This is a genomic window from Microbacterium wangchenii, assembly GCF_004564355.1.
Lineage (GTDB): Bacteria > Actinomycetota > Actinomycetes > Actinomycetales > Microbacteriaceae > Microbacterium > Microbacterium wangchenii.
Genome location: NZ_CP038266.1, coordinates 610,167 through 634,929 on the forward strand (window position 1 = coordinate 610,167; position 24,763 = coordinate 634,929).

Here is a 24,763-nt window from a genome sequence, read left to right on the forward strand (position 1 = left end):
TGATCACAACGCGCGCAGCTTCTCCAGGAGCGGCTCGGCGACCTCGCTGACGAAGCGGTCCTGCTGCTCGTCGCCGACCTGCACGATCGCGATGTCGGTGAAGCCGGCGTCCACGTACGGCCGCACGCTCTCGGCGAGCTCGTCGAGGTCGGGACCGCTCGCGATCGACTCGGCGACGTCTTCGGGACGCACGAACTGGGATGCGGCGGAGAAGCCCGCCGGCGTCGGCAGATCGGCGTTGACGGCCCAGCCGCCCCCGAACCAGCGGAACTGGTCGTGTGCGCGGGCGATCGCGGTGTCGCGGTCGGGGTCCCAGCTGATCGGGATCTGGCCGATCTTGCGCGACTCACCCGACTCCGACCCGCCCAGCGGCGACACCGAGTTCCACTTCTCGACCAGTTCGGCGTCGGGCTCCACGGCGATCATGTGCTCGGCGAGGTCGGTGAATCTGTCGATGGACTTGTCGCCGGAGACCGCCACGCCGATCGGCACGCCGCCCTCGGGGCAGTCCCAGATGCGCGCCGAGTCGACGCGGAAGTAGTCCCCCTCGTAGGTGACGAGGTCGCCGCTGTGCAGCTCGCGGATGATCTCGAGGGCTTCGACGAGCATGTCCTGGCGCACCGAGACGGCGGGCCATCCCTCGCCCACGACGTGCTCGTTGAGGTTCTCGCCCGAGCCCACGCCGAGGATGAAGCGGCCTTCGGACAGCAGCTGCAGCGTCGCCGCCTTCTGCGCGACGACGGCGGGGTGGTACCGCATCGTGGGGCACGTCACGTAGGTCATCAGCCCGACGTCGGTGGTCGCGTAGGCGACGGCGCCCAAGACGCTCCACGCGTAGGGCGCGTGACCCTGCGACATCAGCCACGGTGAGTAGTGGTCGCTGGAGACGAGAAAGTCGAACCCGGCCGCCTCGGCCTTGACGGCGTAGTCGACCAGGTCCCGCGGTCCGCTCTGCTCGGTCATGAGGGTGTATCCGAAACGTGTCATGGCTGCACGATACGGATCCGCCGTCGGCAGGAATGGGGGCTTGACGGGCGGCCGTGGTCCAGACTGATCGGATGCCCATCATCGACAACGGCGTGTACGTCGCCGGCCGCCGCATCCAGAACCCGGCGAGCCTGGAGCAGACCTTCGAGTACATGCGCGAGAACCACGGGATGGCGTGGATCGGGCTCGCCCGGCCCAGCCGCGAGGAGCTCGAGCAGGTCGCGGCGGAGTTCTCGCTGCATCCCCTCGCCGTCGAAGACGCCCTGTCGGGCCATCAGCGCGCGAAGCTGGAGCGCTACGGCGACATCCTCTTCGCCGTCCTCCGCCCCGCCCACTACGACGACGCGACCGAGTCGGTGCAGTTCGGCGAGCTGCACGTGTTCGTGGGTCCGGATTTCGTCGTCACCGTGCGCCACGCCGACGTGCCCGACCTCGCGCGCGTGCGCAAGCGCATGGAGGCTCAGCCCGATCTCCTCGCCACCGGCCCCGAGGCGGTGCTGTACGCGATCATGGACGAGGTCGTCGACGAGTACGCCCCCGTCGCCGCGGGCCTGCAGAACGATGTCGACGAGATCGAGGACCAGCTGTTCTCCGAAAGCGGTGCGGGGCTGTCGCGCCGCATCTACGACCTCTCGCGCGAGGTCATCCTGTTCCAGCGCGCCACCGAGCCGCTGCGCGGGATGCTGGATTCCCTCCTGCGCGGAGCGGACAAGTACGGCGTCGACATCGAACTGCAACGGTCGCTGCGCGACGTGCTGGACCACGCCCTCCGCATCACCGACAAGCTCACCTCCCTCCGTGCGATCCTGGAGAACGCGCTGACGGTCAACGCGACCCTGGAGACGCAGCGGCAGACCGAGACCGCGCTCGCCCAGAACGAGCAGGTCAAGCGCATCTCGGCGTGGGCCGCGATCCTGTTCGGCCCGACGCTGGTGGGCACGATCTACGGCATGAACTTCACCTACATGCCCGAGCTCGACTGGATGTGGGGCTACCCGGCCGCCCTTGCGCTGATGGCGGGGACGTCGGTCGCGCTGTGGGCGGTCTTCCGCCGCAAGCAGTGGCTCTGACCCCTACGGGATGCGGTGCCCCGCGGCCCGCGTGAGGGCGTACCACTCGGGGCGGGTGAGCCGGATGTCCGACCCCAGGGCGGCGCCGGTCACCCGCTCGGGCGTGGTCGTGCCGAGGACGACCTGCATGCCGGCGGGGTGACGGGTGATCCACGCGGTCGCGATGGCGATGGGCGGCACGTCGTATTTCGCGGCCAGGTCGTCGATCACCGCGTTCAGCTCGGCGTACTCGGGCGCGCCGAGGAACACGCCGGTGAAGAACCCGGCCTGGAACGGCGACCACGCCTGCACGGTGATGCCGTGCACGCGGCAGTAGTCCAGGATGCCGCCGGCGTCGCGCGTGACGGACTGGTCGATGTCCATGTTGGCCGCCAGGCCCTGCGCGACGATCGGGGAGTGCGGGATCGACAGCTGCAGCTGGTTGGCCACGAGCGGCTGGCGGACCGCGGTGCGCAGCAGGTCGATCTGGCGCGGCGTGTGGTTGGAGACCCCGAAGTTGCGCACCTTCCCGGCCACCTCGAGGTCGTCGAACGCGCGGGCCACTTCCTCGGGCTCCACCAGCGCGTCGGGGCGGTGCAGCAGCAGGATGTCGATGTAGTCGGTGCGCAGCGCCCGTAGCGAACCCTCGACCGCGCGCACGAGATGCTCGTAGGAGAAGTCGAAGTACGGACCGTCCTTGACGATGCCCGCCTTGGTCTGGATCGTGATCTCGGCCCGTTCGGCGGGGGAGAGACGGAGTGCCTCGGCGAACCGCCGCTCGCACTGGTGCGGCTCGTCGCCGTAGATGTCGGCGTGGTCGAAGAAGTCGATGCCCGCCTCCCGCGCCGCCGACACGAGGGCGCGGATCTCGTCGTCGGTCTTGTCGGTGATGCGCATCATCCCGGCCACGACGTTGGGCACGAGGGTATCGGTGGGTCCGAGGAGCACGGTTCTCATGGCTTCACGCTAGCCGCGCAACCCCGCCGCCGCCCAGCGTCCGTCTCGATAGGTTCGGGGTATGACCGACCTCACGCGCCCCCAGGCCCCCGATCCGTATCCGCTCCTCCCGGCCGTGCCCGCATTCTCCCTCGAGAGCGACGACGTCATCGACGGCCGGCCCCTGGACCCCGCGCAGGTCGCCGACTCCGGCAACACGTCGCCCCAACTGCGCTGGTCGGGTGCGCCAGAGGGCACGAAGTCCTTCGTCGTGACGTGCTTCGACCCGGATGCTCCGACCCCGAGCGGCTACTGGCACTGGGCCCTGGTCGACCTCCCCGCCTCCGTCACCGAGCTGCCGGCGGGGGCGGCGGATGCTCCGCTTCCCGGCGGTGCCTTCCACGTGCGCAACGACGGCGGGAAGGCCGGCTACTCCGGCGCGGCGCCGCCGGAGGGCGACCAGGTGCACCGCTACTTCTTCGTCGTGCATGCCGTGGGGGAGGAATCCCTGGGCGTGACTCCCGACGCGACGCCCGCGGTGGTGTCGTTCCGCCTGGCGTTCGCGACCCTCGGCCGGGCCATCCTGCACGGGACGTACCAGCGATGAGCGCGGCACCCGCGTGGACCGCGCGCCTGGGGCAGCTGGGCGTGTGGGCGCGTGTGAGCGACGTCGACGTGCCCTTCGCCCGTGAGGCCGAGCGCCTCGGCTACGGCACGGTGTGGCTGGGCGGTTCGCCCGCCGCCGACCTCGCACGCGCCGAACAGGTGCTGGACGGCACGGAGTCGGTGGTCGTGGCCACCGGGATCGTGAACATCTGGCGCGACGAGGCCGCCGAGCTCGCCGACGCGTACCACCGCATCGTCGCGCGTCACCCGGGCCGGCTGGTGCTGGGCATCGGCTCGGGCCACCGCGAGGCGACGCCGCACCGCACGAAGCCCCTGCAGGCGATGGCCGACTACCTCGACGTGCTGGATGAGCGGGGCGTACCGCTGGAGGACCGCGCGCTGTCGGCGCTGGGCCCGCGGATGCTGGCGCTCGCCGCCGAGCGCAGCGGGGGCACGCATCCGTACCTCACGGTGCCGAGCCAGACGGCAGAGGCCCGGGAGGCGCTCGGGCCCGGCAAGCTCGTCGCACCCGAGCAGACCGTCGTGCTCGACGCCGACGTCGATGCGGCCCGCCGGGCGGCGCGCGCGTTCCTGCGGCGGTACCTGCAGCTGACCAACTACACCGGCAACATGCTCCGAGCCGGTTTCAGCGAGGCGGATGTCGCGGGCGAGGGCAGCGACGAACTGATCGACCGCATCGTGGTGCACGGCGAGGCGACCGACCTGGTGCGGGCCCTGCGCGCGCACCTCGACGCGGGGGCCGACCACGTGTGCGTGCAGGTGCAGCCCGGCGAGGACGCTCCCCGCGCGCTGGCGGAGATCGCGGCCGCCTTCGCGGAGTAGTCGCCGACACGCTTCCGCGGCACGCAAGAGCGCCCGCCTCCCCACAGGACGGCGGGCGCTCCGGCCACGGAAAGCGTGACCGCACGGCGGGAACCCCCCGGTGTCCCGCCGACGTGGCTGCGCCGCGGTCCAGTGTGACGCGCGGCGCTGATGCCGATTCCATTGAACCCGCCCCGGAGAAGCAGCGGGGGCGCGGATGATCCGATCCGGACGCATCCGGAAATCCCGAACGCACCGGAACCTGCCCCGATCTCCGATGCGTGCGCATGGACTTGCCCATGCCCCGGGTGGTATACATCAAAGACGCAACTGCGAACCCCCGGGGAGGGTCATGTCAGATGCCGAGGTGACGGGCGACGCCGATTCCGTCGCCCAGTTCGTGGCCGACCTGCGCAAGCTGCGGCTCGCCGCGGGAAGCCCGACGCTCGCACGGCTGCAGCATGACACCGGCATCTCGCGCACCGTCCTGTCGGAGGCCTTCTCCGGCCGTCACCTGCCGTCCACGCGCACGGTCGACGGCATCGCACGGGCCTGCGGGGGAGACCCCGCCGCATGGATCGACCGGCGCGACGCGCTCGCGCAGGCTCGTCGGGCCGCTGCTGCCCCGGCCGAAGGCCAGGGAACGGTAGACACGGGGGAGGAGCCCGCGGCTGCCGGCCCCGAGCAGGCGCCGTCCATCCCCCGGCGCACCGCAGGCTGGCTCATGGCGGCGGCGTTCCTCATCGGGGCGGCCGTCAGCGGCGCGACCGCCGCCGTTGTGGCGACGCAGATCCTCTCGGTGCAGGCGGCGGGCGCGGCCAACGGGGCTCCGCAGATCGAGGTGGCCTCCGGCGAGGACCCTGCGCTGACGGAGTGCCTCGACGACGCCCGAGTGGTCTCGGGCGACACCCGCGCCGACAACTCTCTGCTCGAGGTCGTCTGGTCGGACAAGTGCCAGGCCGGATGGGGCCGCATCACGCGCTACGACGGCCTCGCGATGGGCAACACCGTCACGATCGCGATCTACCCGCAGACCGCCCCGCACGGCCCCGACCGTCAGGAGGCGACCGAGCACGACGTGCAGGGCGCCTATACGGCGCTCGTCGTGCGCCCGAGTCCCGAGACGCTGCTGTGCGCCGAGGGAAGCCTCACCATCGACGGCACGCGCATCGATCTGGGCGACCCGCTGTGCGTGTGACGGCGGAAAGAAGTGGCGGGGCCCGAACGCTCCTCCGGAAGAGGGCTCGGGCCCCGCGTCGACGCCCCGCCACCGAAGCAGCCCCCAAGTAAGGCGTCGCAGACCCTAGCCCCCACCCCCAGGCAGGGGCGCTGTGTCCTTCACTGATGAGACGCAGGAAGGCACGTTCTATTACGGGGTTCTGCGAAATTCTTCCGTCGCCGCTTCGCGAGGCGTAATGTTGCCCCGCGAGCAGGCGCCGTTGGGGAATGACGGCTGCTGTGCTCGCGGCGCGAAATCTCGCATGTTCAGGGGGAACATGCGTTGGGGGGAGAGATGGCGCAGAACAGTGCTGCCGTGGAAGAGGACGGCCTGGAGCCGTCGGACGCCGAACTGCTCGATCGATCGCGGGCCGACGATCCGGAGGCCTTCGCCGAACTCTGGCGACGACACCATCGGTCCGGGATCACCGTCGCACGCTCGGTCACTCAGCGTTTCGAGGCCGACGACCTCGTGCAGGAGGCCTTCTCGCGCATCTACCACTCGGTGCGCCGCGGAGGCGGCCCGACCGGGTCGTTCCGTGCGTACCTGTTCACCAGCATCCGCAACACGGCCGCAGATTGGGGCCGCGCACCGCGGGTGGATGCCTCCACCGACGAGGTCGCCGAGGTCGCAGACCCGGATGCCGAGGCGCACGCCTCCGACGCCACCCTCGACCGCTCGCTGACCAGCGACGCCTTCCAGGCTCTGCCGTCGCGGTGGCAGGAGGTGCTCTGGTACACCGAGGTCGAGCGGCTCAAGCCCGCCGATGTCGCGCCGCTGCTGGGCATCAAGCCGGTCGCCGTGGCGCAACTGGCGTTCCGGGCCCGCGAGGGGCTGCGGGAGGCGTGGATCCAGGCGCACCTGCGGGCCATCGACGACAACGACGAGTGTCACTGGGTCGTCGACCACCTGGGTGCCTACTCCCGGGGGAACCTCTCCAGTCGCGATCTCCGTCGTGTGCGGAACCACCTGCCCGGCTGCACGCGATGCTCCGCCGTGGCCTCGGAGGCGCGGCAGGTGTCGGGGCGGCTCGCGATGGTCCTGCTGCCGGTCATCGTGGGATCCGGGGCGGCATTGGCCACGCTCACGGCGCTGCGCGAAGGCGCCGGCGCGGCGGTGGCCGTCGCGGCGATGCCGTCGGCGGTGATCAGCGGTTCCGCCGCATCCGGTGCCGGCGGCACAGCCGGTGCGGTGGGTGCCGCGCACGCGATGACGGTGGCCGGTGCCTCGGTCGCCGGCGGTGCGGTCGCCGGCGGTGCGGCAGCCGGCACGGCCGCGGCCGGGGGCGTCGGCGCCACCGTCGCCCTGCTCGCCGCGGGTGCGGCTGTGGTGGCGGCAGTGTCGTTCACGGCGGCGCAGGGTACGGAGCGCGCACCGGGCGATCCCGTCGTCGCGGTGACCGAGATGCCGACCGCCCCGCCACCCACGCCAGTCGGCTCCCCGCCGCCCCCGTCGCCGTCCCCGTCGGCAGTCACCCCGACGCCGACGGTGTCGCTCCCGGCGTTCCCCACCCCGGCTGCCTCGAGCACTCCGCGCGCCAGCGATCCGGCGCAGTTGACGGTGACGACGCCACCCGCTCCGGCGTCGCCCGACCCTGTCCGCAGCGGAACCCCGGCGCCGTCGGCGACCCCGCGTCCTACGCCGAGCGCGGAGCCCACGCCCACGCCGACCCCGACGCCGACTCCCGAGTCGACGCCCACACCTACCCCGGAGCCGACACCGACACCGACACCGACACCGACACCCGACCCGGGTCCCGTGCTACCGGAGGGCACGCCCGCGGTCGTGGACGCGTACACGGTGCTCGTGCGCACCGTCACAGAGGTGCGGATCCAGCTCAGCGGAGCCCCCGGGGCGACCGTGCAGGCGCTGACGAACGGCGACGTCCGCGCGACGGCGACGCTGGACGCCACAGGCTCGGGTTCGCTCGTGGTGCGCCCGACGTTGCTGCAGCTGCTCCTGGATGTGCACGTCGACCTGCGGTATGTCGCGGGCGAGGCCACCGGCGGGTTCCTCAGTCTGCGGCTCAGCGACCTCCGCTGAGGGGTCGGCCGAACTCCGCACATTTCGGTCATTGACGCTGGACTAGACCTGTCGTACGCTCAGGGCGAGCTGGACTAGACCTGTAACGCTCATGGGCGAGTAGTGAGGAACGCAATGAAGAAAGTTCTGGGAATCGTGGCCGTGGCTGCGATGGCGGGCGCGCTCGCCGGGTGTGCAGGCGGCGCCGAGTCCGACGAAGAGGTCTTGACGGTCTGGGGATGGCGTAACGAGGCCCCATGGGTCGAGCTCATCGAAGGGTTCGAGGGGGACGGCTTCACCGTCGAGTACAAGTCCTACAAGCCCGACGAGTACAACCAGATCCTCCAGACCGGTCTGTCCGGCAGCACGGGGCCCGACATCGTCATGCTCCGCTCGTACGGCGGCTTGGACACGCTCGTGGCCGGCGGCGGCGTGGCAGCACTCGAGGAGGACTTCGAGGGCCTGGCCAACATCCCGGAGAACCTGGTGGATGGCCTCCGCAGCCAGAGCGACGGCAAGGTGTACGGCGTCCCCTTCCAGTCGGTCACGGCCAACGTCCTGTACAACAAGACGCTGCTCGATTCCCTCGGACTGTCCGAGCCCACGACCTGGGACGAGTTCATCGCTCTCAACGAGGCGTTGCTCGCGGAAGACGTCACGCCGATGGCGGCCGGCGCCCTGGAGTCGTGGATCCTGCCCATCTACCGTGACCTGTTCGGGGCCGCTGCCTACGACGGGCCCGCGTTCGCCGAAGAGCTGCGAGCAGGGAGCACGACGTTCGAGGACGAGCGGTACGCCGCTGCCAACGAGACGCTCGTCGACATGACGAAGTACTTCCCGCGCGGCTTCGAGGGCATCAACTACGCGGACGCCAATGCGCTCTTCATCGCCGGCGAGGCGGCCCTGTACCCGGGCGGAATCTGGGAGCTCGCAGTCTTCAAGGACGCCATGCCGGATGTGGAGCTCGGCATCTTCAACGCACCGCCCGTTACCGGCGATGAGCCCTATGCGATGGGCTACCTCGACGGCGGAATCGGGATGGCTGCGAATCTGGAGGGCGAGAAGCGCGATAACGCTCTCGAGTTCCTGGAGTGGGTGGGATCGGAGGACTTCGGTCAGTTGATCGCCGACGACCTTCTCGCCATCCCCGCCGTCAACGGAGTCACGCCCGCCGACCCGCTCCTGGCAGAGGCGGCGACCGCATTCGAGGAGCACCCGACGCCGTACCTCACGTATGTCAACTTCGACTTCGGCACTCCCTCGGGCACGTCGCTCGAGTACGCCGGTCTCCAGAAGATGGTCATCGGAGAGTCCGAGCCGTCCCAGGTGGGTGCAGAGGTCCAGGCGGGGATCCAGCAGTGGTTCAAGGCAGATAAGTGACGATCGCTCGTCTGAACAGGGGAGGGCGCCGCACTTCGCGGCGCTCTCCCTCGTTCCCCGTCCTCCTCGCCTTCCTGGGGCCCGCGCTCGTCCTGTACGCGGTCATCTTCCTGTTCCCGGTCGGCGCGGCGATGACGAACGGCTTCTTCACCTGGACGGGCACGGCGCGTCAGGAATTCGCCGGCTTCGGTAACTTCCTCACGCTCATGGGGCTGGAGCCATACGCCTCGCAGTTCTTCCGAGCAGTCGGCAACAACGCGGTGTTCTTCGTCGGCACGATGATCGTCCAGAACGGCGTCGGGCTGGCCTTGGCGTTCCTTCTCAATGGCCGTCTGCGCGGGAAGCACTTCTTCCAGACGATCATCTCCGTGCCGTACCTGATGAGTGCCCTGGTGATCGGGTACGCCTGGTCGATGCTCCTGTCGCCGCGCTTCGGCGCCGTGAACTCGCTGCTCGGCGTCTTCGGTATCGAGCCGATCACGTGGCTCGGCACCCCCGCTCTGGTCATGCCCGTGCTGATCCTCATCAACGCCTGGCAGTGGATCGGCGTCACGATGCTGATCTTCGGTGCGGGGTTGGCGGCCATTCCCTCGGAACAGATCGAGGCGGCGCGCGTGGACGGAGCCTCGTCGCTCCGGATCGCCTGGTCGGTGCAGCTGCCCCAACTGATTCCGTCGGTGTCGATCGTCACCATCCTCACGCTCATCGGCTGCTTCAACCTCTTCGACCTGGTCTTCGCGATCGGGGGAAGCACGGGCGGGGTCGGCGGCGCTGCTGACGTCATGGGCACGCTCTTCTACCGCCTGTCGTTCAGCAACTCCCCGAACGCCTTCGGACTGTCCGGCGCGTTCTCGCTCATTCAGCTGCTGCTCATCCTGGTGGTCACCATCGGCGCGCAACGGATGTTCCGTCGACTGGAACGGAGATTCTTGTGAAGACCCGCAGCCGGGTAGGCGTCTACATCGTGCTCACCGTGGCGGCGGCGATCTCCGCCCTGCCGAACGTGCTGGTGCTGGTGGGCTCGCTGCGTCCCAATTCCGAGATCGTCGCGAACCCGACCGGGCTGCCGACGTCGCTGTATCTCGGGAACTACGCGCGGGCGTGGGAGCAGGGCGCGATCGGCACGTACTTCCTCAACTCCGTCGTCGTGACGGCGGTGTCGCTCGCGCTTGCTCTCGTGCTCTTCCTCCCGGCCGCGTACGCGCTGGGACGGTGGCGCTTCCGATTCGCGGGAGCCATCCAAGCGCTCTTCCTGCTGGGCCTGATGGTTCCGCTCAAGATCGGGATTCTCCCGCTCGCCCAGATGTACGATCAATGGCGCCTGGTGGACAACCTGGCCGGTCTCGTGCTGGTCTACACGGCCCAGGCCGCTCCGCTCATGGTCCTGATCTTGTCCACGTTCTACCGACAGCTGCCGGAGTCGCTCGACGACGCGGCCCGCATCGACGGCGCCTCGCACTTCCGGACCTTCTTCAGCGTCATGACTCCTCTCATGAAGCCGGCGATCGCCGTCTCCGTCGTCCTGAGTATCGGTCCCATCTGGAACGACTTCTTCATGCCGCTGGTGCTGATCCGCAGTGAGGAGAACTTCACCATCCCCGTGGGGGTCAGCTCGTTCTTCGGCGAGTACACCGCCGACCGCGGCATGCTCTACGCCGCCATCGTGATCGCGGTCGCCCCCGTCGTGATCTTCTTCGCTCTGGCGATGCGACAGATCGTCAGCGGACTCACCGCGGGGATAGAGAAGTGACTTCCGTCGGTGCTTTCGTGGACATCGGCAAGTCGCAGACGCGACTCCACGCCCTCGGCAGCGGGCAGATCCGCACACACAGTGCAGAGGGGATATCGCCGTCCGAGAAAGGCGATCACGGCAGAATCATCGCCGAGACGATCGGGAGGCTCCTCGCGGAAGCGGGGGCGGAGTCGGCGACGCACCTTCTCATCGGCTCCACCAGCGAGTTGTCCGCGCCGGAGGTGGAGTCGCTGTTCCACGAACTGCGCGTCAGGATCCCCGAGGCTGTGATCGGGCTCACCGACGACGGAACCCTCAGCCACGCGCGCGCCCTCAACGCGCCCGGCGTCGTGCTCGCGGTCGGCACCGGAGTGATAGCTGTCGCGCGGACGGCCGATGGTGGCGTGAGCCGTTTCGACGGCTGGGGTCCGCTCGCCGGCGACCGCGGCTCGGCGGTCGAGGTCGGGCGGTGGGCTCTGCGCGCGGCGTACCGCGCGGTCGACGAAGCACGGCACTCGCCCCTGCGCCGCGCTGTGGAACAAATGCTGGGGGAGCTCACCCCTTACGTCGCCCGCGCCGTCGTGGCCGACGAACGTTGGCCCGCCACGCTGGCCGGTTTCGCCGTGCAGGTCTGCGACGCGGCCGACCACGGCGACGCGGAGGCCGGTGCGATCCTCGACGACGCAGTGGACGAGTTGATACGCACCGCGCGGATGTCGGTGACCGCGGCCGGCGCAGGCGACGTCGTAGTGACCGGGCGCTTCGGGGAGGCCCCTGCACTGCGCACGCGGCTTGCGCTTCGCTTCGCCGACGAGGACATGCGACTGTCCGCTCCGCTCCCCCCGGATGCCGTGGGCATCGAGGAGATCCTCTCGGGTCCTTATGCCTCGAGTATCACCTTCGCGTGGGACGATCGGCGCACCGCGTCCAGGGGAGGGTACTGATGGGACGTCACCGCAGTGTGGACATCTCGGAGCTGGATCTGCCGGCGGCGCTCGCGCCCGACCGGCCCCGCGGCGATCAGATCAGGGAGCGCCTGGAGGCGCTCGCCGTCCGGCTGGGCCCCGGTGCGACGCTGCCGTCGGATCGGCAGCTTGCGGATCACTTCGGAGTCGCGCGCATGACGGTGCGCACGGAGATCAAACGTCTGGCGATCGATGGCGTGCTGGAGGTCGAGCATGGGCGGGGCACCTTCGTCGCTCGGGCACCCCGCCTCGCGCCGGAGTGGGGCACGTCTTATACGGTCGCGGCACGCGCGGCGAACGGTAACCCGAGTTCGACGCTCCTGGAGAGCGCGGCCGACGGCGCAGATCCGTCGACGGCCAGGCTCCTGGGGATCGCAGAGGGCGCTCCCGTCCTGACCGTCACCCGCCTTCGCGCCCTCGATGGGCGACCCGTCGGCGTCGAGCGGGTCAGCATCCCGCTGGACCAGTTCCCGGGGCTGGACGAAGTGGATCTGGAGAACGTGTCGCTGTACGAGGTGCTGGCCGAGCGCTGGGGCCTTGTCAGGGCATCGTCCACCGGCCGTGCGGCGGCCACGCTGCCGGGCGAAGCGGATGCGGCGGTGCTCGGGGTGACCGTGCGGGACCCGTGTCTGGTCGTGCAGATGACCAGTACGGACGTCGACGGTCGGGTGTTCGAGGTCGGCCGCTCGGTCTATCGCGCCGACCGCTATGAGATCGGGATCGATCTCATGCATCAACCGAACCGTGCGTGAGTCGTTCGGCCGGGTGCGCACTTCGCGCCCGGCGTGGGAAGGAACAGAAGTGGCAACTCCTGCTGCCGGGGCAGCGCACTCACGCACGGGGTTTTCTCTGCGCGCCGGCGCGGTCGACGTCACCCCTTCGCGGCCCGGCCCCCTCGCGGGGTATGAGGCCCGCAGAGGGGCGGTCAGCACGGGGACGAACGACCCGCTGCATGCGACGCTCGTGGTGCTCGGCGACGAAGCGGAGCGGATGGCGTGGCTTGCGCTGGATGCCATCGCCGTGCCTGCTGAGCTGGCTCGTCGTCTCCGGGATGCGGTGCGCGAGGGTTTGGCCGACCCCGACGTGTTCGTCGTCGCCGCGGCCTCCCACACCCATTCGGCGCCACGCGGCTGGGTGGGCAGCATCCACCCCGGGCACTCCGGGTCGATCGAGTCGGATGATGTAGACGAACTCATCGGGAAAGTCCGGGCGCTCGCTGCCGATCTGGCGAAGACCGAACCGGAATCGGTGGCGGGCACGTGGGGCTCGGGGAACGCCGTGGGGCTCGGTGCCAACCGGCTCACTCCCGGCGGACCGCACGACGACGGCGTGGGGGTTCTGGCATTGCGGTCGGTAGCCACTGGCGCACTCCGCGCGATCGTCTTCGACGCGGCGGTGCATCCGACGGTCTATGGCGCGGTCAACCTGCGATGGTCGGCCGACTGGCCGGGGGTGGCGCGACGCGTCGTGTCGGCGGCGGCCCGTGCCGTGAACGAGTCGGCCGGTCAGGACGACGGGGCAGCGGTGGTGCTCTTCCTCCAGGGAGCCGCAGGTGACGTGAGCGCCCGTTTCACCCGCCGCGGAGCGGATTCGAGGGAAGTGGCCCGCCTCGGCACGATCGCGGCTGCCGCGGTGATCGAGACGATTGCGCACGACGGGCACGAGTTGAACGGCCCGATGCGGCGCCTGTCCCGCGTCATCGAACTCGCCAGGCGCCCCCTGCCGTCGATCGAGGTCGCCGAGCGCGAACTCGCCCAAGCCGCCGCCGATCATGCGGAGCTGGCCGACATGCCGCCGCTGGATCCCCGTGTCCGCCTCTCTCAGTCGCGAGTGGACGGCGCGCTCGTGCAGAGGGGTCTCGTCGCTGCCGCCCCGGACGACGTGATCCGCTTCCCCATCTCGGTGCTGGCGATCGGCGACGTTGCCTGGGTGCATGTCCCCGTCGAACTCTTCACGAGCATCGGGGGTCGGATCCGATCGGGCAGTCCATTCCCAGTGACTCGGGTCGTGGGGTACGCCGATGACTATCTCGGCTACATGGTCGACGAGGCGGCGTTCGAAGCGGGCACATACGAGGCCCTGTCCAGCTACTTCCTGCCCGACGCCGCCGACCGCCTCGTCGACGAGGTGCGTCAGATGATGAAAGAGATCCGATGAACTACAGCTACCCCGCCCTCGCCCACAAGGTGATCGACGACATGGCGGACAGGCAAGCATCCGCCATCGATGCGGCTGTCGATTTGATCACGTCTCGGCTCCGCCGTGGTGGAGTGCTGCAGGCGTTCGGCACAGGGCATGCGCGCATCCCCGTGCACGAGATGGCTGGTCGCGCGGGAGGACTGACCTCGGTGAACCTCGTGCGGCTGAGCGATCTGGCGTTCCGCGGTGGCTACGCGCCCGCTGACGTCGCCGATCCGCTGCTGGAACGTGACCCCGAGATCGCGGCACCTCTTTTCGAACTGACAGCACCGGCGCCCGATGACGTGTTCCTCATCGCATCGAACTCCGGGATCAACGGCGCGGTCGTGGAATTCGCGATGCTGGTGCGAGACGCGGGGCTGCCCATCGTGGCGCTGACCTCGGTCGCCCACAGCACTTCCACCCCTTCCCGCCACCCCTCCGGGAAGCGCCTGCTCGATCTGGCGGACGTCGTCATCGACAACGGTGCGCCTCCCGGAGACGCGGCCCTGGACCTTGGCGAAGGTGTCGTCGTGGGTGCGGTGTCGAATCTGGCGGGCGTCGTCGCGGTGCAGCTGCTTACGGAGGGCATCGCTCGAGCGATGCTCGAACAGGGCGAGAAGCCGCCGGTGTACCGCTCGATGAACCTGCCCGACGGGGACGAGCGGAACGCCGCGGCGACGGCTCGGTACCAAGGACGAGTGCATCCGATCGAAGCCTGAGCAGAGCTCACCCCGGCACCGCGTCAGAAGGGTGGCGGATCGCCGTCGGGAACGAAGGTGACGCGCGGGGGAACCCGGTCGGTGTAACCGCGGCCCAGCGGTGACGTCCACTGGATGGATCCGTCGGGGGATTGCGACGCGACCCACTCGGTTTCGGTCTTGAGGGTGTGGTGTCGCTTGCAGAGGCAGGCCAGGTTGCACACGTCGGTCTGTCCGCCGAGGGCCCAATCGACGTTGTGGTCGTGGTCGCAGAGGCGTGCGGGCATGCGGCATCCGGGGAATCGGCAGTGCACGTCGCGCGCGGCGAGGAATCGCTCCATCTGGTTGCCGGCCCGGTAACGGTCGACGGTGAGGACGGTTCCCGTGACGGGGTGGGTGAGGATGCGGTCCCAGCCCGGCGCGCCGGCCATCAGGCACCGCGCGGTGTCGGCGTCGATGGGGCTCTTGCCGTCGATGGATGCACCGCGATCGTCGGCGCCTGCCGCCGTGAGCGCGGGAACCGTGACCTGGATGTGCGCGCGGATCGCGCCCAGCCCGCCCGGGATGGTGTCGGTGGTGGGGTCGACGGCCGGCTGACCGGTGAGGATCATGTCGCAGAGGAGATCCGCGCGCGTCTGGTCAAGCGTGCGCGTGTCGGCGACGGTCGGCTCCGCCGACTCGTCGTCCTCTGTCTGCTCGCGAAGCGCATCGGCCGCGCACTGCCGGATCGCCCGCGCCTGCTGGGTGAGCCGGTCGTGGATGCCATGGCCGAGAGCTGCCGCGACGATGGCTTCGACCTTCACCATCCCGTCGCCCAGCTCGGTGACGCTCACCTTGCGTCCCTTGTCGGCGCGCTCGAACCGCTCGGTGATCGACTCGGGGTTCATCTGCTCCGCCAGACCCTGCGCGTAGTCACGCGTCCGCGCGACCGTTTCGCACTCGGCCCACTCGAGCACGACGCGCTCGAAGGCGGCGCGCTCCGTGGCGTCGGGAAGCACGCAGCCGGCGTCTTGGATGACCGCGGCGTGCCGCGCGGTGATCCGCCCCGCCGCGAGCGCGTCGACGGTCGCGGGGAAGCGTTCGACGAGATCCAGCGCATCGGCCATCCGCTGCTGCGCGACCCGGTCGCTCCAACGTACGGCCGCGCCGATCTCTGCGGCGATCGAACGCAGCTCCATCTCCCGAGCGCGTTGAGTGGGGTGCTTCCCTTCCATCCGCCGCAGCGCGATCCGCATCGCCGTGGCGAGCTGCGCGGTCTTCTGCGCCTCCATCGCCGCGATGTTCTCCTCGCTCTCGCGCAGCCCATCGACGATAGAAGCGAGTTGCACTTCTTCGTCGATAACTATGCAAGTAGGTGGGTTCTTCATGCGATAAGCTTCGCACATACCACCGACATAGCGCGGGCGACCCCTTCCCCCTGTGGAAAGCTCGAACACTGCGTCGGCTGGGGAGGGGAGCCGGCTACGGCTTCCGCCACACCGAGACGTGCGAACGGCTGTCCGCGGTGAAGGGCGTCCGATCCCAATCGGCCCACCGCTCCGCCAGCGTCAGGCCCGCGTGATGCGCCATCAGGTCCAGTTCGCTGGGCCAGACGTAGCGATGCGGGGAGTCGAACCGCGAAGCGGTCCCCTCGGAGAAGCTGTAGTGGTGCGACACCAGGAGCTGGTTCACGGTGTCGAACTCGTCGATGCCGAGGTGATCGTCCGAGATGTGGAACGGCTTGTACGCCTCCCCGGGCAGCACCCCCTGGAGCGGCGGCACGAAGACCTCCATCACGAGCGCCCCACCGGGCTGCAGGTGGCGTGCGGCGTTGTCGACGCACTGCAGCTGTGCGGACTGCGACAGCAGGCACGTGATGGCGTTGTACACGAGGTACACCAGCGCGAACTCGCCACGCAGTGTCGCGGAGGCCATGTCCCCGACCGCAACGGGGATGTTCGCGCCGCCGTCCTTACGGCGGAGTTCGTCGACCATCGGCTGGGAGAACTCGATCCCGGCGACGTCCAGCCCCTGTGCGGCGAGGGGGAGTGCGACCCGGCCGGTGCCGATCGCGAATTCCGCGACGCGGCCGCCGCGCGCCTGATCCGCCAGGAAGCGGACGGTCGGGTCGAGAACCGCGGGGTCGTACATCGCGGCCGAAGACCGGTCGTAGTCGCGTGCGACGGATTCCGTCCACACGTGGGGGTCGAGCTGGTCGGGTGAAAGCGACATGACGGCGCCCTCCTCCTACTGCGTGGCGGGCTCCGCGACGATGAGGGCTCCCTCTCGACGGTCGGCGAGCATGATGCTCCGACCGAGGAGGAGGCCCACCCCCAACGACCCGACGATCCAGGTCAGAACAACGGTGAGCACGATCACTGACTCCCCCTCGAGTGCAGGTGGTGCATAGAGCAACAGGTTGCGCCCACGGTAGCGGCGCCCGCGATCCGTGCACGGCCTCTATCGCCGGCGAGCTGGATGCAGTACCTTTCGCGCCCGCGCCGCTACGCCGTGAAGTAGGCCCGAGTCGCCTCGTCGGCGGGCAGGAAGGTCTCCAAGTGCAGACCCTCCAGCGCGACGTCGGTGGCCGTGGTCAGCCGCGCCGTGGTGCTGAACATGCGGAGCACCGTGTCGCCGGCGCGGAGGTCCATCGTCAGCACCGGTCCGGCCGACGGTGACAGGCGCGGGACACCGCCGCCACGCAGCGCCGCGACCATGGCCGCCAGATCGTGGTGTCGGGGCTTGCTCGTGCGGTCGGCTCGGTGCGCCACCTGCCAGTACAGGTGCGCCGTCCACTCCTCGAGGTTGACGATCCGCTGCGCCAGCCCCTGCTCATCGACGGTCAGGCGCAGGACGTTGAGGGGTGGCTCGAGCAGCTCCGGGGCGCACCCCGCGAGGAGCGCGTCGACGGCGGCATTGGCATCCACGACGTCCCAGTCGTCGTCGAGCAGCAGCGCCGGATAGGGGAGGTGTGCGTCCAGCAGGGAGCGAAGACCCGCCATGACGGATGCCACGGACGCGTCGCCGCGCGGCCGGTCGCTGTAGCGCGGGGCGTAGCCGGCGGCCAGCAGCAGTCCGTTGCGGTCGCGCAGCGGCACCTCGAGGGTGTCGGCGAGGTGCAGGATCATCTCCGGCGTGGGGTGGGCCCGCCCGGTCTCCACGCGACTGAGATGCCGCGTGGACACGCTCGACACGTCGGAGAGATCCTGCTGGCTGAACCGGCGGCGCTGCCGCCACTCGCGCAGCATCGCGCCCACCGGCCGGTCGGGAGCGTAGGTCGACATGGGGTGAGCCTAAGGCGTGGCACGTCGCCACTTCATGACCTCCGGGGTCATGGCTCCGCCGCATCCGTTGGTCGAGTCTTGCCGTACCGACAACGGATGAAGGAGAACCCCCATGAACGACATCGTCGCCGGCTACCTCGCCACGTGGAACGCCCGGCCGGAGGAGCGCAGCCGCCTGCTCGCGGAGCACTTCGCGCCCTCCGTGAGCTACACCGATCCGCTCGCCCAGGTGAGCGGGCGCGGCGAGCTCGACCGCCTCATCGACGGAGTACAGGCGCAGTTCCCCGGCTTCGTGTTCACGCCGGTCGGCGCGACCGACTCCCACCACGACCAGGTGCGGTTCCAGTGGGGTCTCGGACCCGACGGCGCCGAGCCGGTCGTCATCGGCTTCGACGTCGTCGTGCTCGACGGGGAGGGGCGGGTCGCGGACGTGCGCGGCTTCCTCGACAAAGTTCCCGCCTGACCTCGCGGCTCAGGAGCGAACGGCCCGCGGGCGCTCCGGCGGCACGGCGGCGAGCAGATGCCGCGTGTAGGGCTCGCGCGGGTTCGCGAACAGCTCGGGGGCGGGCGCAGCCTCCACGACGCGGCCTTCCTTCAGCACGACGACGTCATGGCTCATCTCCTGCACGATCGCGAGGTCGTGCGCGATGAAGAGGTAGGTCGTCCCGAGTTCGTCCTGCAGCCGGCGCAACAGCGTCAGCACGTGGGCCTGCACGGAGACGTCGAGGGATGCGGTGGCCTCATCGAGCACGACGACGTCGGGTTCGAGCGCCAGCGCGCGGGCGATCGACACGCGCTGGCGCTCGCCGCCGGACAGCTCGTGCGGGAATCGCTCGTGGAAGGCCGTCGGCAGCCCGACGAGGTCGAGCAGCTCGGCGACGCGGTCGCGTCGCTGCGCGGCGGTGCGTCCGCCCAGGCGGTGCACGCGCAACGGCTCGGTGACGGCGTCGCCGACGTTGCGGCGCGGGTCGAGCGAGGCGAAGGGGTCTTGGAAGACCATAGCGACGCGGCGCCGGTCGGCACGGCGGGCGCGCAGCAGGTCGGCGCCGGCCAGCGTGGCGGTGCCGGCCTTGGGGGCGACGAGCCCGGTGAGCGCGTTGGCGATCGTGGACTTCCCCGACCCCGACTCGCCCACCAGGGCGAGCGTCGTGCCGCGGCGAACGTGGAACGACACGTCGTCGACGGCGTGCACGACGCGCGGACCGGTGGGAGTGGCGACGGTGAACCGCACGTCGAGGTCGGCGACATCCAGGAGCGGCGCCGCATCCGGACGAGGCGGCGGCCCGGCGTCGGCGCGGATGCGGGGGCGGGCTGCCAGCAGCTCGCGCGTGTACGCGTGTTCGGGTCGCGCGTACACGTCGGCGATCGGCCGCTGCTCGACGGCGACACCCTTCCGCAGGACGAGCACGTCGTCGGCGACCTGGCCGATGACGCCGAGGTCGTGGCTGATCCACACCACGGCGGTGCCGCGCTCGCGCTGCAGCGTCTGCACGAGGTCGATGATCTGCGCCTGCGTCGTGACGTCCAGGGCCGTGGTGGGCTCGTCGGCGATGAGCAGCGCCGGGTCGCACGCGAGGGCGACGGCGATCATGGCGCGCTGGCGCTGCCCGCCGGAGAACTGGTGCGGATAGGCGTCGACGCGCTCGTCCGGATGCGGGATGCCGACGGCCTCCAGCAGGTCGATCGCGCGCGTGCGCGCGGCCCGGCCGGACAGGCCGCGGTGCGTCTCGAGCGACTCGGTGATCTGCCGCCCGATCGTCAGGAGCGGGTTGAGCGACGTGCCGGGGTCTTGGAAGACGAAGCCCACCGCATCCCCGTGCACGCGGCGGAGCGTGCGATCGGATGCGCCGACGAGCTCGACCGCGTCATCCGTGCCGCGGTGCAGCACGGATGACCCCGACACGCGGCGTCCGGGCGCATCGATGAGGCCGGTCGCCGCGAGCACCGTCATCGACTTGCCCGAGCCGGATTCGCCGACGATGCCGAGGGTCTGCTCCGCCTCGACGGCGAAGCTCACGCCGCGGACGATGTCGGCACGGCCGATGGAGACGCGAAGGTCGTCCACGCGCAGAACGGGCGCGGTCATCGCGTCCTCCGAGCCTCGATGATGGTGCGTTGACGCGGATCCAGCACGTCGCGCAGCCCGTCGCCGAAGAGGTTGAAGGCCAGCGCCGTGACGAAGATCGCCGCCCCCGGGAACACGCTCATCCACCACGCCTGCGTGAGGAATCCCTGCGCGGTGAAGAGCATCCCGCCCCACGAGGGCGCCGGGGGCTGGATGCCGAGGCCGAGGAACGACAGTGCCGCCTCGGAGAGGATCGCGAACGCCAGTGACAGGGAGGTCTGGACGACCAGCGGCCCGGCGATGTTCGGCAGCACGTGGCGGCGGACGATCGAGAGCCCGGGGGTGCCCATCGTCTGCGACACCTGCACAAAGGGGGAGACCCGCACCGACAGGGCGCTCGCGCGGGCGATGCGCGCGAAGATCGGCGTGTACACGACCCCGATCGCGATCATCGTGGTCACCATGCCAGGCTGGAAGATCGCGACGATCGCCAGCGCCAGGAGCAGCACGGGGAAGGCGAACATGACGTCGACCAGCCGCATCAGCACCATGTCGAGCCATCCGCCGCGGTATCCGGCCGCCACGCCGAGGGTGAGCCCGACGACGAGGGCGAACGTCACCGCGACGACGGCGATCGACAACGAGGTGCCGGCGGCGAGCATCACGCGGGAGAGCACGTCGCGGCCGAGCTCGTCGGTGCCGAACCAGTGCGCGGCGCTGGGCGGCTGCAGCTGCGCGCTGACGTCGATGGCGTTGACGCCGTACGGCGCGATCCACGGCGCCAGCACCGCGACGAGCACGACGACGGCGATGATCGACGCGCTGACGACGGTGACCGGGTTGGCGGCGAGGATGCGCAGCGCCGACATCCGCGGCTGGGCGGCGGGCACGTCGGCGAAGAGGGGGCGGTCGGTGCTCATGAGACGCGGATCCGGGGGTCGATGACTGCGTAGAGCACGTCGACGAGCAGGTTGACGAGCAGGAACATCACGGCGATCAGCAGCACCGCGCCCTGGATGAGCGGATAGTCGCGCGCGGCGACGGCGTCGTAGACGAGACGGCCGAGCCCGGGCCACGCGAACACCACCTCGACGACGATCACGCCGCCGAGGATCGTCGCCAGCTGGATGCCGGCGATCGTGAGCACCGGCACGAGGGCGTTGCGCACGATGTGGCGGAAGGTCACGACGCGGCGGGGGAGCCCCTTCGACACGGCGGTGCGCACGAAGCCGGCGGATGCCACGTCGAGCACGGCCGCGCGGATGTAGCGGGTCATGATCGCCCCCGCGACCAGGCCGACGGTCAGGGCGGGCAGCGCCACGCGCCGCGCCCACTCGGCGGGGTTCTCGGTGATCGCGGTGTAACCGCTGGCCGGCAGCACGCCCAGGGTCACCGAGAACAGCGAGATCAGCAGCATCCCGAGCCAGAAGTCGGGGACCGAGACCCCGAACTGGCTCGCGGTGCGCACGATGGCATCGCTCACCCTCCCCTCGCGCAGCGCCGACCAGATCCCGGCGGGCACGGCGATCACCAGCGCGATCGCGAGCCCCGCCAGCGCGAGGGAGATCGTGGGCGGCAGGCGCGAGAGGAGCGTCGTGGTGACCGGCTCGCCGTTGCGGAAGCTCACGCCCAGGTCGCCGGTGAGGGCGCCGCCGACGTAGCCCACGAACTGCTCGGGCAGGGGACGATCGAGCCCGGATGCGGCGCGCAGCGCCTCGTACGCCTCGGGGGTGTACCGCGTCCCGAGCGCCAGGCGCACCGGGTCTCCGGGCACGAGCTGCACGATCGCGAACACCACGACCAGCACACCGAGCAGCACGACCGCCGACGACACGAACCGCACGCCGAGGAAGCGCAGCACGCGGGCCGGCTGCATCCGCATCGTGCTCAGTCGCCGAGAGCCGCGTCGCGGAAGCGGATGGCGCGGTCGGCGCGTGCCTCGTAGCCCGTGACCGAGGGCGACCACGTCTGGATCACCGATGGGTTGTAGAGGTAGATGTAGCTGGCCTCGTCGGCGATGATCGTCGCGGCCTGCGCGTAGAGGTCCTTGCGCGCCTCGGTGTCGGTCTCGACCCGGCCGGCGTCGAGGAGCTGGTCGACCTCCGGGTTGGCGTACTTCTGCGCATTGCTGGCCCCCGTGCTGTGGTGCTGGGAGTAGTAGAAGTCGTCGGGATCGATGTTGCCGAGCCATCCCATCATCAGCATGTCGAAGTTGCCGGAGTTCTGCTCGTCGAGCCACGTGGAGAAGTCGGGCTGGCGGATGGAGACCTCGATGCCGAGGGGCTCGAGGTTCGCGGCGATGATCTGCGCGGCCGTGACGGTCTCGGGGTAGTCGCTCGTGGCGAGCAGGTCGAGCGTGCCGCCGGTGAACCCGGCCTCCGCCATCAGCTGCTGCGCGGCGTCCATGTCGGTGGAGTAGGTGTCGTACGGGGTGTGCCAGACGCTCTGCTCCGGGATGGCGAGCTGGTTGAGCTCGGCGGTGCCGTAGCTGACGGCCTGCACGATCGCGTCGCGATCGATCGCGTAGGCGATGGCCTGGCGCACGCGCACGTCGCTCCACGGCTCGCGGGCCTGGTTGAGCGCCAGGTACCAGTAGTCGCTGGAGGGCGTGACGCCCAGCTCGAGTGCCTCGTCGGTCTCGAGCTCGCCCACCTGCTGCGGCGGCACGACGTCGGTCCACTGGATCTCGCCGCCGCGGAGGGCCGCGAGCGCGGTGGCCGGCTCGGAGATGAAGCGGTACTCCACGCCGCCGAGCTCGGGGGCGCCGCCCCAGTAGTCGGGGTTCGCGGTGAGGGTGATGTGGTCGCCGGAGACGTACTCTTCGACCGAGAACGGACCCGTGCCGACCGGAGCGGTCGTGATGTCGCCGGATGCGACGTTGTCCTCCTGCACGATGGCCATGCCCTTGAATCCGCCGAGGTTCGACAGCAGGTTCGGGGTGGGCTGGGCGACGGTGATCACCACGGTCTGGTCGTCGGGGGCGGTCACATCGGTGACGGAGGCGAACTTCCACGCGTTGGAGAGCTCTTCGTCGATGATGCGGTCGTAGGAGTACACGACGTCGGCGCTGGTGAACTCGCTCCCGTCGTGGAAGGTCACTCCGTCGCGCAGCGTGAAGGTCCACTCGAGCTGGTCGTCGCTGACCTCCCAGCTCTCGGCGAGCGCGGGCTGCATCTCCAGATTCTCGTCGGGTTCGACGAGCGTGTCGAACACGTTCTCGAGCACCTCGAACGCGAAGTACGACGTCGTCTTCTGCGGGTCGAGCTGGTCGGGCTCCCCGCCGATCGCGGCGACGAGCACCTCGCCGTCGGCGCCGGAGGAATCGAGGTCGACGCCCTCGCCGGCGGAGCATCCGGCCACCAGCAGTGCGGTGACCGCCAGGGCGGCTCCGGAGATGACGCGCTTTCCCATGGGGTCCCCCATCCGTGCGGATGCCGAGGCATCACTCTGATGATGATTCGATCAGTATGTGTGAATATGGGGGTCAGGACAAGCAGCGGGCGCAGGCGAAACACGATCGTCACGTTCGCCCCGACCGGAGGGCTCTGTGACGTACACCGTTCTCGCGCGCGATCCCCGCGGCGGCCTGATCGGGGCGGCGACGGCGAGTCGCTCGCTCGCGGTGGGCAACGCGGTGGTCGCCGTCGATCCGCGGGTGGGGGCGGTGGCCAGTCAGGCGTGGACGAACCGGGCGCTGCGCGGCTTCCTGCTGGAGCGCCTCCGCGCGGGCGATGTCGCCGTCGACGCGGTCGGGAGGATCGGCGAGCACGACGACCGCCCCGAGCTGCGACAGGTCGCCGCGCTTCCGTGGGAGGGGGAGCCGGCCGCGCGCACCGGCACGCAGACGTCGGGCTGGGCGGGACATGTCGTGCTTTCCGACGCCGTCGTCGCGGGAAACCTGCTCACCGACGCGGAAGTGCTGGCCGCGATGGCGACCGAGCTGTCGTCACCGCCGGCAGAACCGGATGCCGTGGATTACGCCCGCCACCTGGTGGCGGTCCTCGCCCGCGGGGAGCAGGCGGGCGGCGACCTCCGGGGGAGGCAGAGCGCGGCCGTCCTGGTCGCGCGCGCCGGGGGCGACGTCGTCGTCGACCTGCGGGTGGACGACCACCCCGATCCCGTGGCCGAGCTCGCACGCCTGGTGGACTTGCGGGCGTCGGATGCGGCCGACCTCTCCTCGCCGGGTGCCCTGCCGCCGCCGCGTTAGCGCTCGAAGGGGGTCACGGCGCCGAGCACGACGGTGACGCCGTCGTGCCCGTTGGCCCACCAGTGCGCCTCGGAGCATCGGTAGGTCACGGTGTCGCCGGCGTGCAGTTCGACGCGGCGGTCGCTCTGGGCGACGACGAGTACGCCGGATTCGACGGTGACGCACTCGGTGCCGATGTGGCGGAACGGTCGCTGCTCGTTGGTGAACCCGGGGGGCAGGGTGGAACGGATCAGCTGGAGCATCGCTTCGCCGCGGGGGGTGAGCAGTTCGCGCACCGCCTGCTGATCGCGCGGCAGACCAGGCGCCGGTGGCATCACGTGCCGCCGTTCGGCCGGGACGACGGCGAGGTCGCCGGCGGGTTCGTCGAGCAGCTGCCCGGCCGGGACGCCCAGTGCGCCGGCGAGGCGCTGGATCGACTGCAGCGACGGATTGCCGAGTCCGCGCTCGAGCTGGCTCACGAGACCGAAGCTGACCCCTGCGCGTTCGGAGAGGGCCTGCACCGACAGCCCGAGCCTGCGGCGCGCGTCGCGGACGGCGGCGCCGAGGGTCTGAACGGCCCGCGACTCGTCGTGGTCGTCGTGGCGGGCCATGCGCTCACATTACCGCGGGGTGTGCATGGCCGGCGGTGGGC

Annotated in this window: 25 protein-coding genes; 14 read left to right on the forward strand and 11 right to left on the reverse strand. The window is 70.2% G+C overall.

What is annotated here, in order from left to right:
- Positions 1 to 3: 3 nt before the first annotated feature.
- Positions 4 to 987 (reverse strand): LLM class F420-dependent oxidoreductase, encoded by a 984-nt coding sequence (locus E4K62_RS02940; RefSeq protein WP_135063397.1) that lies wholly within the window; start codon positions 985 to 987, stop codon positions 4 to 6.
- Between the two features lie 71 nt (positions 988 to 1,058).
- Here E4K62_RS02940 and corA point away from each other — a divergent pair, with 71 nt between their 5' ends.
- Positions 1,059 to 2,057 carry a magnesium/cobalt transporter CorA gene (corA, locus tag E4K62_RS02945; RefSeq protein ID WP_135063399.1) on the forward strand — a complete coding sequence of 333 codons (999 nt, stop codon included), beginning with the start codon at positions 1,059 to 1,061 and terminating at the stop codon, positions 2,055 to 2,057.
- Between the two features lie 3 nt (positions 2,058 to 2,060).
- Here corA and E4K62_RS02950 read toward each other — a convergent pair whose 3' ends face one another.
- Complete coding sequence (locus E4K62_RS02950; protein WP_135063401.1) at positions 2,061 to 2,993, reverse strand: aldo/keto reductase; 933 nt, start codon at positions 2,991 to 2,993, stop codon at positions 2,061 to 2,063.
- A 61-nt stretch (positions 2,994 to 3,054) separates the two neighbouring features.
- Between E4K62_RS02950 and E4K62_RS02955 the strand changes: the two genes are divergently transcribed.
- From E4K62_RS02955 to E4K62_RS03005, 11 genes are all read left to right on the forward strand, one after another.
- Positions 3,055 to 3,579 carry a YbhB/YbcL family Raf kinase inhibitor-like protein gene (locus tag E4K62_RS02955; protein ID WP_135063403.1) on the forward strand — a complete coding sequence of 175 codons (525 nt, stop codon included), beginning with the start codon at positions 3,055 to 3,057 and terminating at the stop codon, positions 3,577 to 3,579.
- Positions 3,576 to 4,421, forward strand: a complete 846-nt coding sequence (locus tag E4K62_RS02960; protein WP_135063405.1) for a TIGR03620 family F420-dependent LLM class oxidoreductase — start codon at positions 3,576 to 3,578, stop codon at positions 4,419 to 4,421. Before E4K62_RS02955 ends, E4K62_RS02960 begins: the two co-directional genes overlap by 4 nt.
- Positions 4,422 to 4,752: 331 nt before the next feature.
- On the forward strand, positions 4,753 to 5,598 hold the full coding sequence (locus E4K62_RS02965; protein WP_135063407.1) for a DUF2690 domain-containing protein: 846 nt from the start codon (positions 4,753 to 4,755) through the stop codon (positions 5,596 to 5,598).
- Between the two features lie 315 nt (positions 5,599 to 5,913).
- Complete coding sequence (locus E4K62_RS02970; RefSeq protein WP_135063409.1) at positions 5,914 to 7,662, forward strand: sigma-70 family RNA polymerase sigma factor; 1,749 nt, start codon at positions 5,914 to 5,916, stop codon at positions 7,660 to 7,662.
- A gap of 114 nt (positions 7,663 to 7,776) precedes the next feature.
- Entirely contained in the window at positions 7,777 to 9,021 is a 1,245-nt protein-coding gene (locus E4K62_RS02975; RefSeq protein ID WP_135063411.1) for an ABC transporter substrate-binding protein, read from the forward strand.
- On the forward strand, positions 9,018 to 9,956 hold the full coding sequence (locus E4K62_RS02980) for a carbohydrate ABC transporter permease (RefSeq protein WP_135063413.1): 939 nt from the start codon (positions 9,018 to 9,020) through the stop codon (positions 9,954 to 9,956). The genes E4K62_RS02975 and E4K62_RS02980 overlap by 4 nt, the downstream gene beginning before the upstream one ends.
- Positions 9,953 to 10,771 carry a carbohydrate ABC transporter permease gene (locus E4K62_RS02985; RefSeq protein WP_167747715.1) on the forward strand — a complete coding sequence of 273 codons (819 nt, stop codon included), beginning with the start codon at positions 9,953 to 9,955 and terminating at the stop codon, positions 10,769 to 10,771. Before E4K62_RS02980 ends, E4K62_RS02985 begins: the two co-directional genes overlap by 4 nt.
- Complete coding sequence (locus E4K62_RS02990) at positions 10,768 to 11,697, forward strand: BadF/BadG/BcrA/BcrD ATPase family protein (protein ID WP_135063417.1); 930 nt, start codon at positions 10,768 to 10,770, stop codon at positions 11,695 to 11,697. The genes E4K62_RS02985 and E4K62_RS02990 overlap by 4 nt, the downstream gene beginning before the upstream one ends.
- Entirely contained in the window at positions 11,697 to 12,470 is a 774-nt protein-coding gene (locus E4K62_RS02995; RefSeq protein WP_135063419.1) for a GntR family transcriptional regulator, read from the forward strand. Before E4K62_RS02990 ends, E4K62_RS02995 begins: the two co-directional genes overlap by 1 nt.
- 49 nt (positions 12,471 to 12,519) lie before the next feature.
- A complete protein-coding gene (locus E4K62_RS03000) occupies positions 12,520 to 13,875 on the forward strand; it encodes a hypothetical protein (protein WP_135063421.1) in 1,356 nt (451 codons plus the stop codon).
- Positions 13,872 to 14,618, forward strand: a complete 747-nt coding sequence (locus E4K62_RS03005; RefSeq protein WP_135063423.1) for a sugar isomerase domain-containing protein — start codon at positions 13,872 to 13,874, stop codon at positions 14,616 to 14,618. The genes E4K62_RS03000 and E4K62_RS03005 overlap by 4 nt, the downstream gene beginning before the upstream one ends.
- 23 nt (positions 14,619 to 14,641) lie before the next feature.
- Here the strand turns inward: E4K62_RS03005 and E4K62_RS03010 are convergent, their stop codons facing one another.
- The 4 genes from E4K62_RS03010 to E4K62_RS03020 all read right to left on the reverse strand — a co-directional run bounded on the left by E4K62_RS03010 (position 14,642) and on the right by E4K62_RS03020 (position 17,860).
- Complete coding sequence (locus E4K62_RS03010) at positions 14,642 to 15,964, reverse strand: HNH endonuclease signature motif containing protein (protein WP_167747716.1); 1,323 nt, start codon at positions 15,962 to 15,964, stop codon at positions 14,642 to 14,644.
- Between the two features lie 94 nt (positions 15,965 to 16,058).
- Positions 16,059 to 16,808: a class I SAM-dependent methyltransferase gene (locus tag E4K62_RS03015; RefSeq protein ID WP_135063427.1), complete on the reverse strand. Its 750-nt coding sequence runs from the start codon at positions 16,806 to 16,808 to the stop codon at positions 16,059 to 16,061.
- Between the two features lie 15 nt (positions 16,809 to 16,823).
- Positions 16,824 to 16,955, reverse strand: coding sequence for a hypothetical protein (locus E4K62_RS18955; RefSeq protein ID WP_276321927.1), 132 nt, complete (start codon positions 16,953 to 16,955; stop codon positions 16,824 to 16,826).
- 125 nt (positions 16,956 to 17,080) lie between these two features.
- Positions 17,081 to 17,860: a helix-turn-helix domain-containing protein gene (locus tag E4K62_RS03020; RefSeq protein WP_167747717.1), complete on the reverse strand. Its 780-nt coding sequence runs from the start codon at positions 17,858 to 17,860 to the stop codon at positions 17,081 to 17,083.
- 112 nt (positions 17,861 to 17,972) lie between these two features.
- Here E4K62_RS03020 and E4K62_RS03025 point away from each other — a divergent pair, with 112 nt between their 5' ends.
- Entirely contained in the window at positions 17,973 to 18,323 is a 351-nt protein-coding gene (locus E4K62_RS03025) for a nuclear transport factor 2 family protein (protein ID WP_135063429.1), read from the forward strand.
- A gap of 9 nt (positions 18,324 to 18,332) precedes the next feature.
- Here the strand turns inward: E4K62_RS03025 and E4K62_RS03030 are convergent, their stop codons facing one another.
- From E4K62_RS03030 to E4K62_RS03045, 4 genes are read right to left on the reverse strand one after another with little or no spacing between them, the layout of a single operon-like run.
- The gene (locus E4K62_RS03030; protein ID WP_135063431.1) at positions 18,333 to 19,946 is read right to left on the reverse strand and encodes a dipeptide ABC transporter ATP-binding protein; all 1,614 of its coding nucleotides are present in this window, start codon (positions 19,944 to 19,946) and stop codon (positions 18,333 to 18,335) included.
- Positions 19,943 to 20,845, reverse strand: coding sequence for an ABC transporter permease (locus E4K62_RS03035; protein ID WP_135063433.1), 903 nt, complete (start codon positions 20,843 to 20,845; stop codon positions 19,943 to 19,945). Before E4K62_RS03035 ends, E4K62_RS03030 begins: the two co-directional genes overlap by 4 nt.
- Positions 20,842 to 21,807, reverse strand: a complete 966-nt coding sequence (locus E4K62_RS03040) for an ABC transporter permease (protein WP_135063435.1) — start codon at positions 21,805 to 21,807, stop codon at positions 20,842 to 20,844. The genes E4K62_RS03035 and E4K62_RS03040 overlap by 4 nt, the downstream gene beginning before the upstream one ends.
- Positions 21,808 to 21,812: 5 nt before the next feature.
- Positions 21,813 to 23,336 carry an ABC transporter substrate-binding protein gene (locus E4K62_RS03045; protein WP_135063437.1) on the reverse strand — a complete coding sequence of 508 codons (1,524 nt, stop codon included), beginning with the start codon at positions 23,334 to 23,336 and terminating at the stop codon, positions 21,813 to 21,815.
- Positions 23,337 to 23,472: 136 nt separating this feature from the next.
- Here E4K62_RS03045 and E4K62_RS03050 point away from each other — a divergent pair, with 136 nt between their 5' ends.
- The gene (locus E4K62_RS03050) at positions 23,473 to 24,132 is read left to right on the forward strand and encodes a DUF1028 domain-containing protein (protein WP_135063439.1); all 660 of its coding nucleotides are present in this window, start codon (positions 23,473 to 23,475) and stop codon (positions 24,130 to 24,132) included.
- Here E4K62_RS03050 and E4K62_RS03055 read toward each other — a convergent pair.
- Positions 24,129 to 24,722 (reverse strand): helix-turn-helix domain-containing protein, encoded by a 594-nt coding sequence (locus tag E4K62_RS03055; RefSeq protein ID WP_135063441.1) that lies wholly within the window; start codon positions 24,720 to 24,722, stop codon positions 24,129 to 24,131. The genes E4K62_RS03050 and E4K62_RS03055 overlap by 4 nt on opposite strands.
- Positions 24,723 to 24,763: the final 41 nt, after the last annotated feature.

Bases quoted from the DNA above. Each gene is read 5' to 3' on its own strand.
- E4K62_RS02940 (WP_135063397.1), bottom strand. From the start codon at position 987: ATGACACGTTTCGGATACACCCTCATGACCGAGCAGAGCGGACCGCGG.
- corA (WP_135063399.1), top strand. From the start codon at position 1,059: ATGCCCATCATCGACAACGGCGTGTACGTCGCCGGCCGCCGCATCCAG.
- E4K62_RS02950 (WP_135063401.1), bottom strand. From the start codon at position 2,993: ATGAGAACCGTGCTCCTCGGACCCACCGATACCCTCGTGCCCAACGTC.
- E4K62_RS02955 (WP_135063403.1), top strand. From the start codon at position 3,055: ATGACCGACCTCACGCGCCCCCAGGCCCCCGATCCGTATCCGCTCCTC.
- E4K62_RS02960 (WP_135063405.1), top strand. From the start codon at position 3,576: ATGAGCGCGGCACCCGCGTGGACCGCGCGCCTGGGGCAGCTGGGCGTG.
- E4K62_RS02965 (WP_135063407.1), top strand. From the start codon at position 4,753: ATGTCAGATGCCGAGGTGACGGGCGACGCCGATTCCGTCGCCCAGTTC.
- E4K62_RS02970 (WP_135063409.1), top strand. From the start codon at position 5,914: ATGGCGCAGAACAGTGCTGCCGTGGAAGAGGACGGCCTGGAGCCGTCG.
- E4K62_RS02975 (WP_135063411.1), top strand. From the start codon at position 7,777: ATGAAGAAAGTTCTGGGAATCGTGGCCGTGGCTGCGATGGCGGGCGCG.
- E4K62_RS02995 (WP_135063419.1), top strand. From the start codon at position 11,697: ATGGGACGTCACCGCAGTGTGGACATCTCGGAGCTGGATCTGCCGGCG.
- E4K62_RS03005 (WP_135063423.1), top strand. From the start codon at position 13,872: ATGAACTACAGCTACCCCGCCCTCGCCCACAAGGTGATCGACGACATG.
- E4K62_RS03010 (WP_167747716.1), bottom strand. From the start codon at position 15,964: ATGAAGAACCCACCTACTTGCATAGTTATCGACGAAGAAGTGCAACTC.
- E4K62_RS03015 (WP_135063427.1), bottom strand. From the start codon at position 16,808: ATGTCGCTTTCACCCGACCAGCTCGACCCCCACGTGTGGACGGAATCC.
- E4K62_RS03020 (WP_167747717.1), bottom strand. From the start codon at position 17,860: ATGTCGACCTACGCTCCCGACCGGCCGGTGGGCGCGATGCTGCGCGAG.
- E4K62_RS03025 (WP_135063429.1), top strand. From the start codon at position 17,973: ATGAACGACATCGTCGCCGGCTACCTCGCCACGTGGAACGCCCGGCCG.
- E4K62_RS03030 (WP_135063431.1), bottom strand. From the start codon at position 19,946: ATGACCGCGCCCGTTCTGCGCGTGGACGACCTTCGCGTCTCCATCGGC.
- E4K62_RS03035 (WP_135063433.1), bottom strand. From the start codon at position 20,845: ATGAGCACCGACCGCCCCCTCTTCGCCGACGTGCCCGCCGCCCAGCCG.
- E4K62_RS03040 (WP_135063435.1), bottom strand. From the start codon at position 21,807: ATGCGGATGCAGCCGGCCCGCGTGCTGCGCTTCCTCGGCGTGCGGTTC.
- E4K62_RS03045 (WP_135063437.1), bottom strand. From the start codon at position 23,336: ATGGGAAAGCGCGTCATCTCCGGAGCCGCCCTGGCGGTCACCGCACTG.
- E4K62_RS03055 (WP_135063441.1), bottom strand. From the start codon at position 24,722: ATGGCCCGCCACGACGACCACGACGAGTCGCGGGCCGTTCAGACCCTC.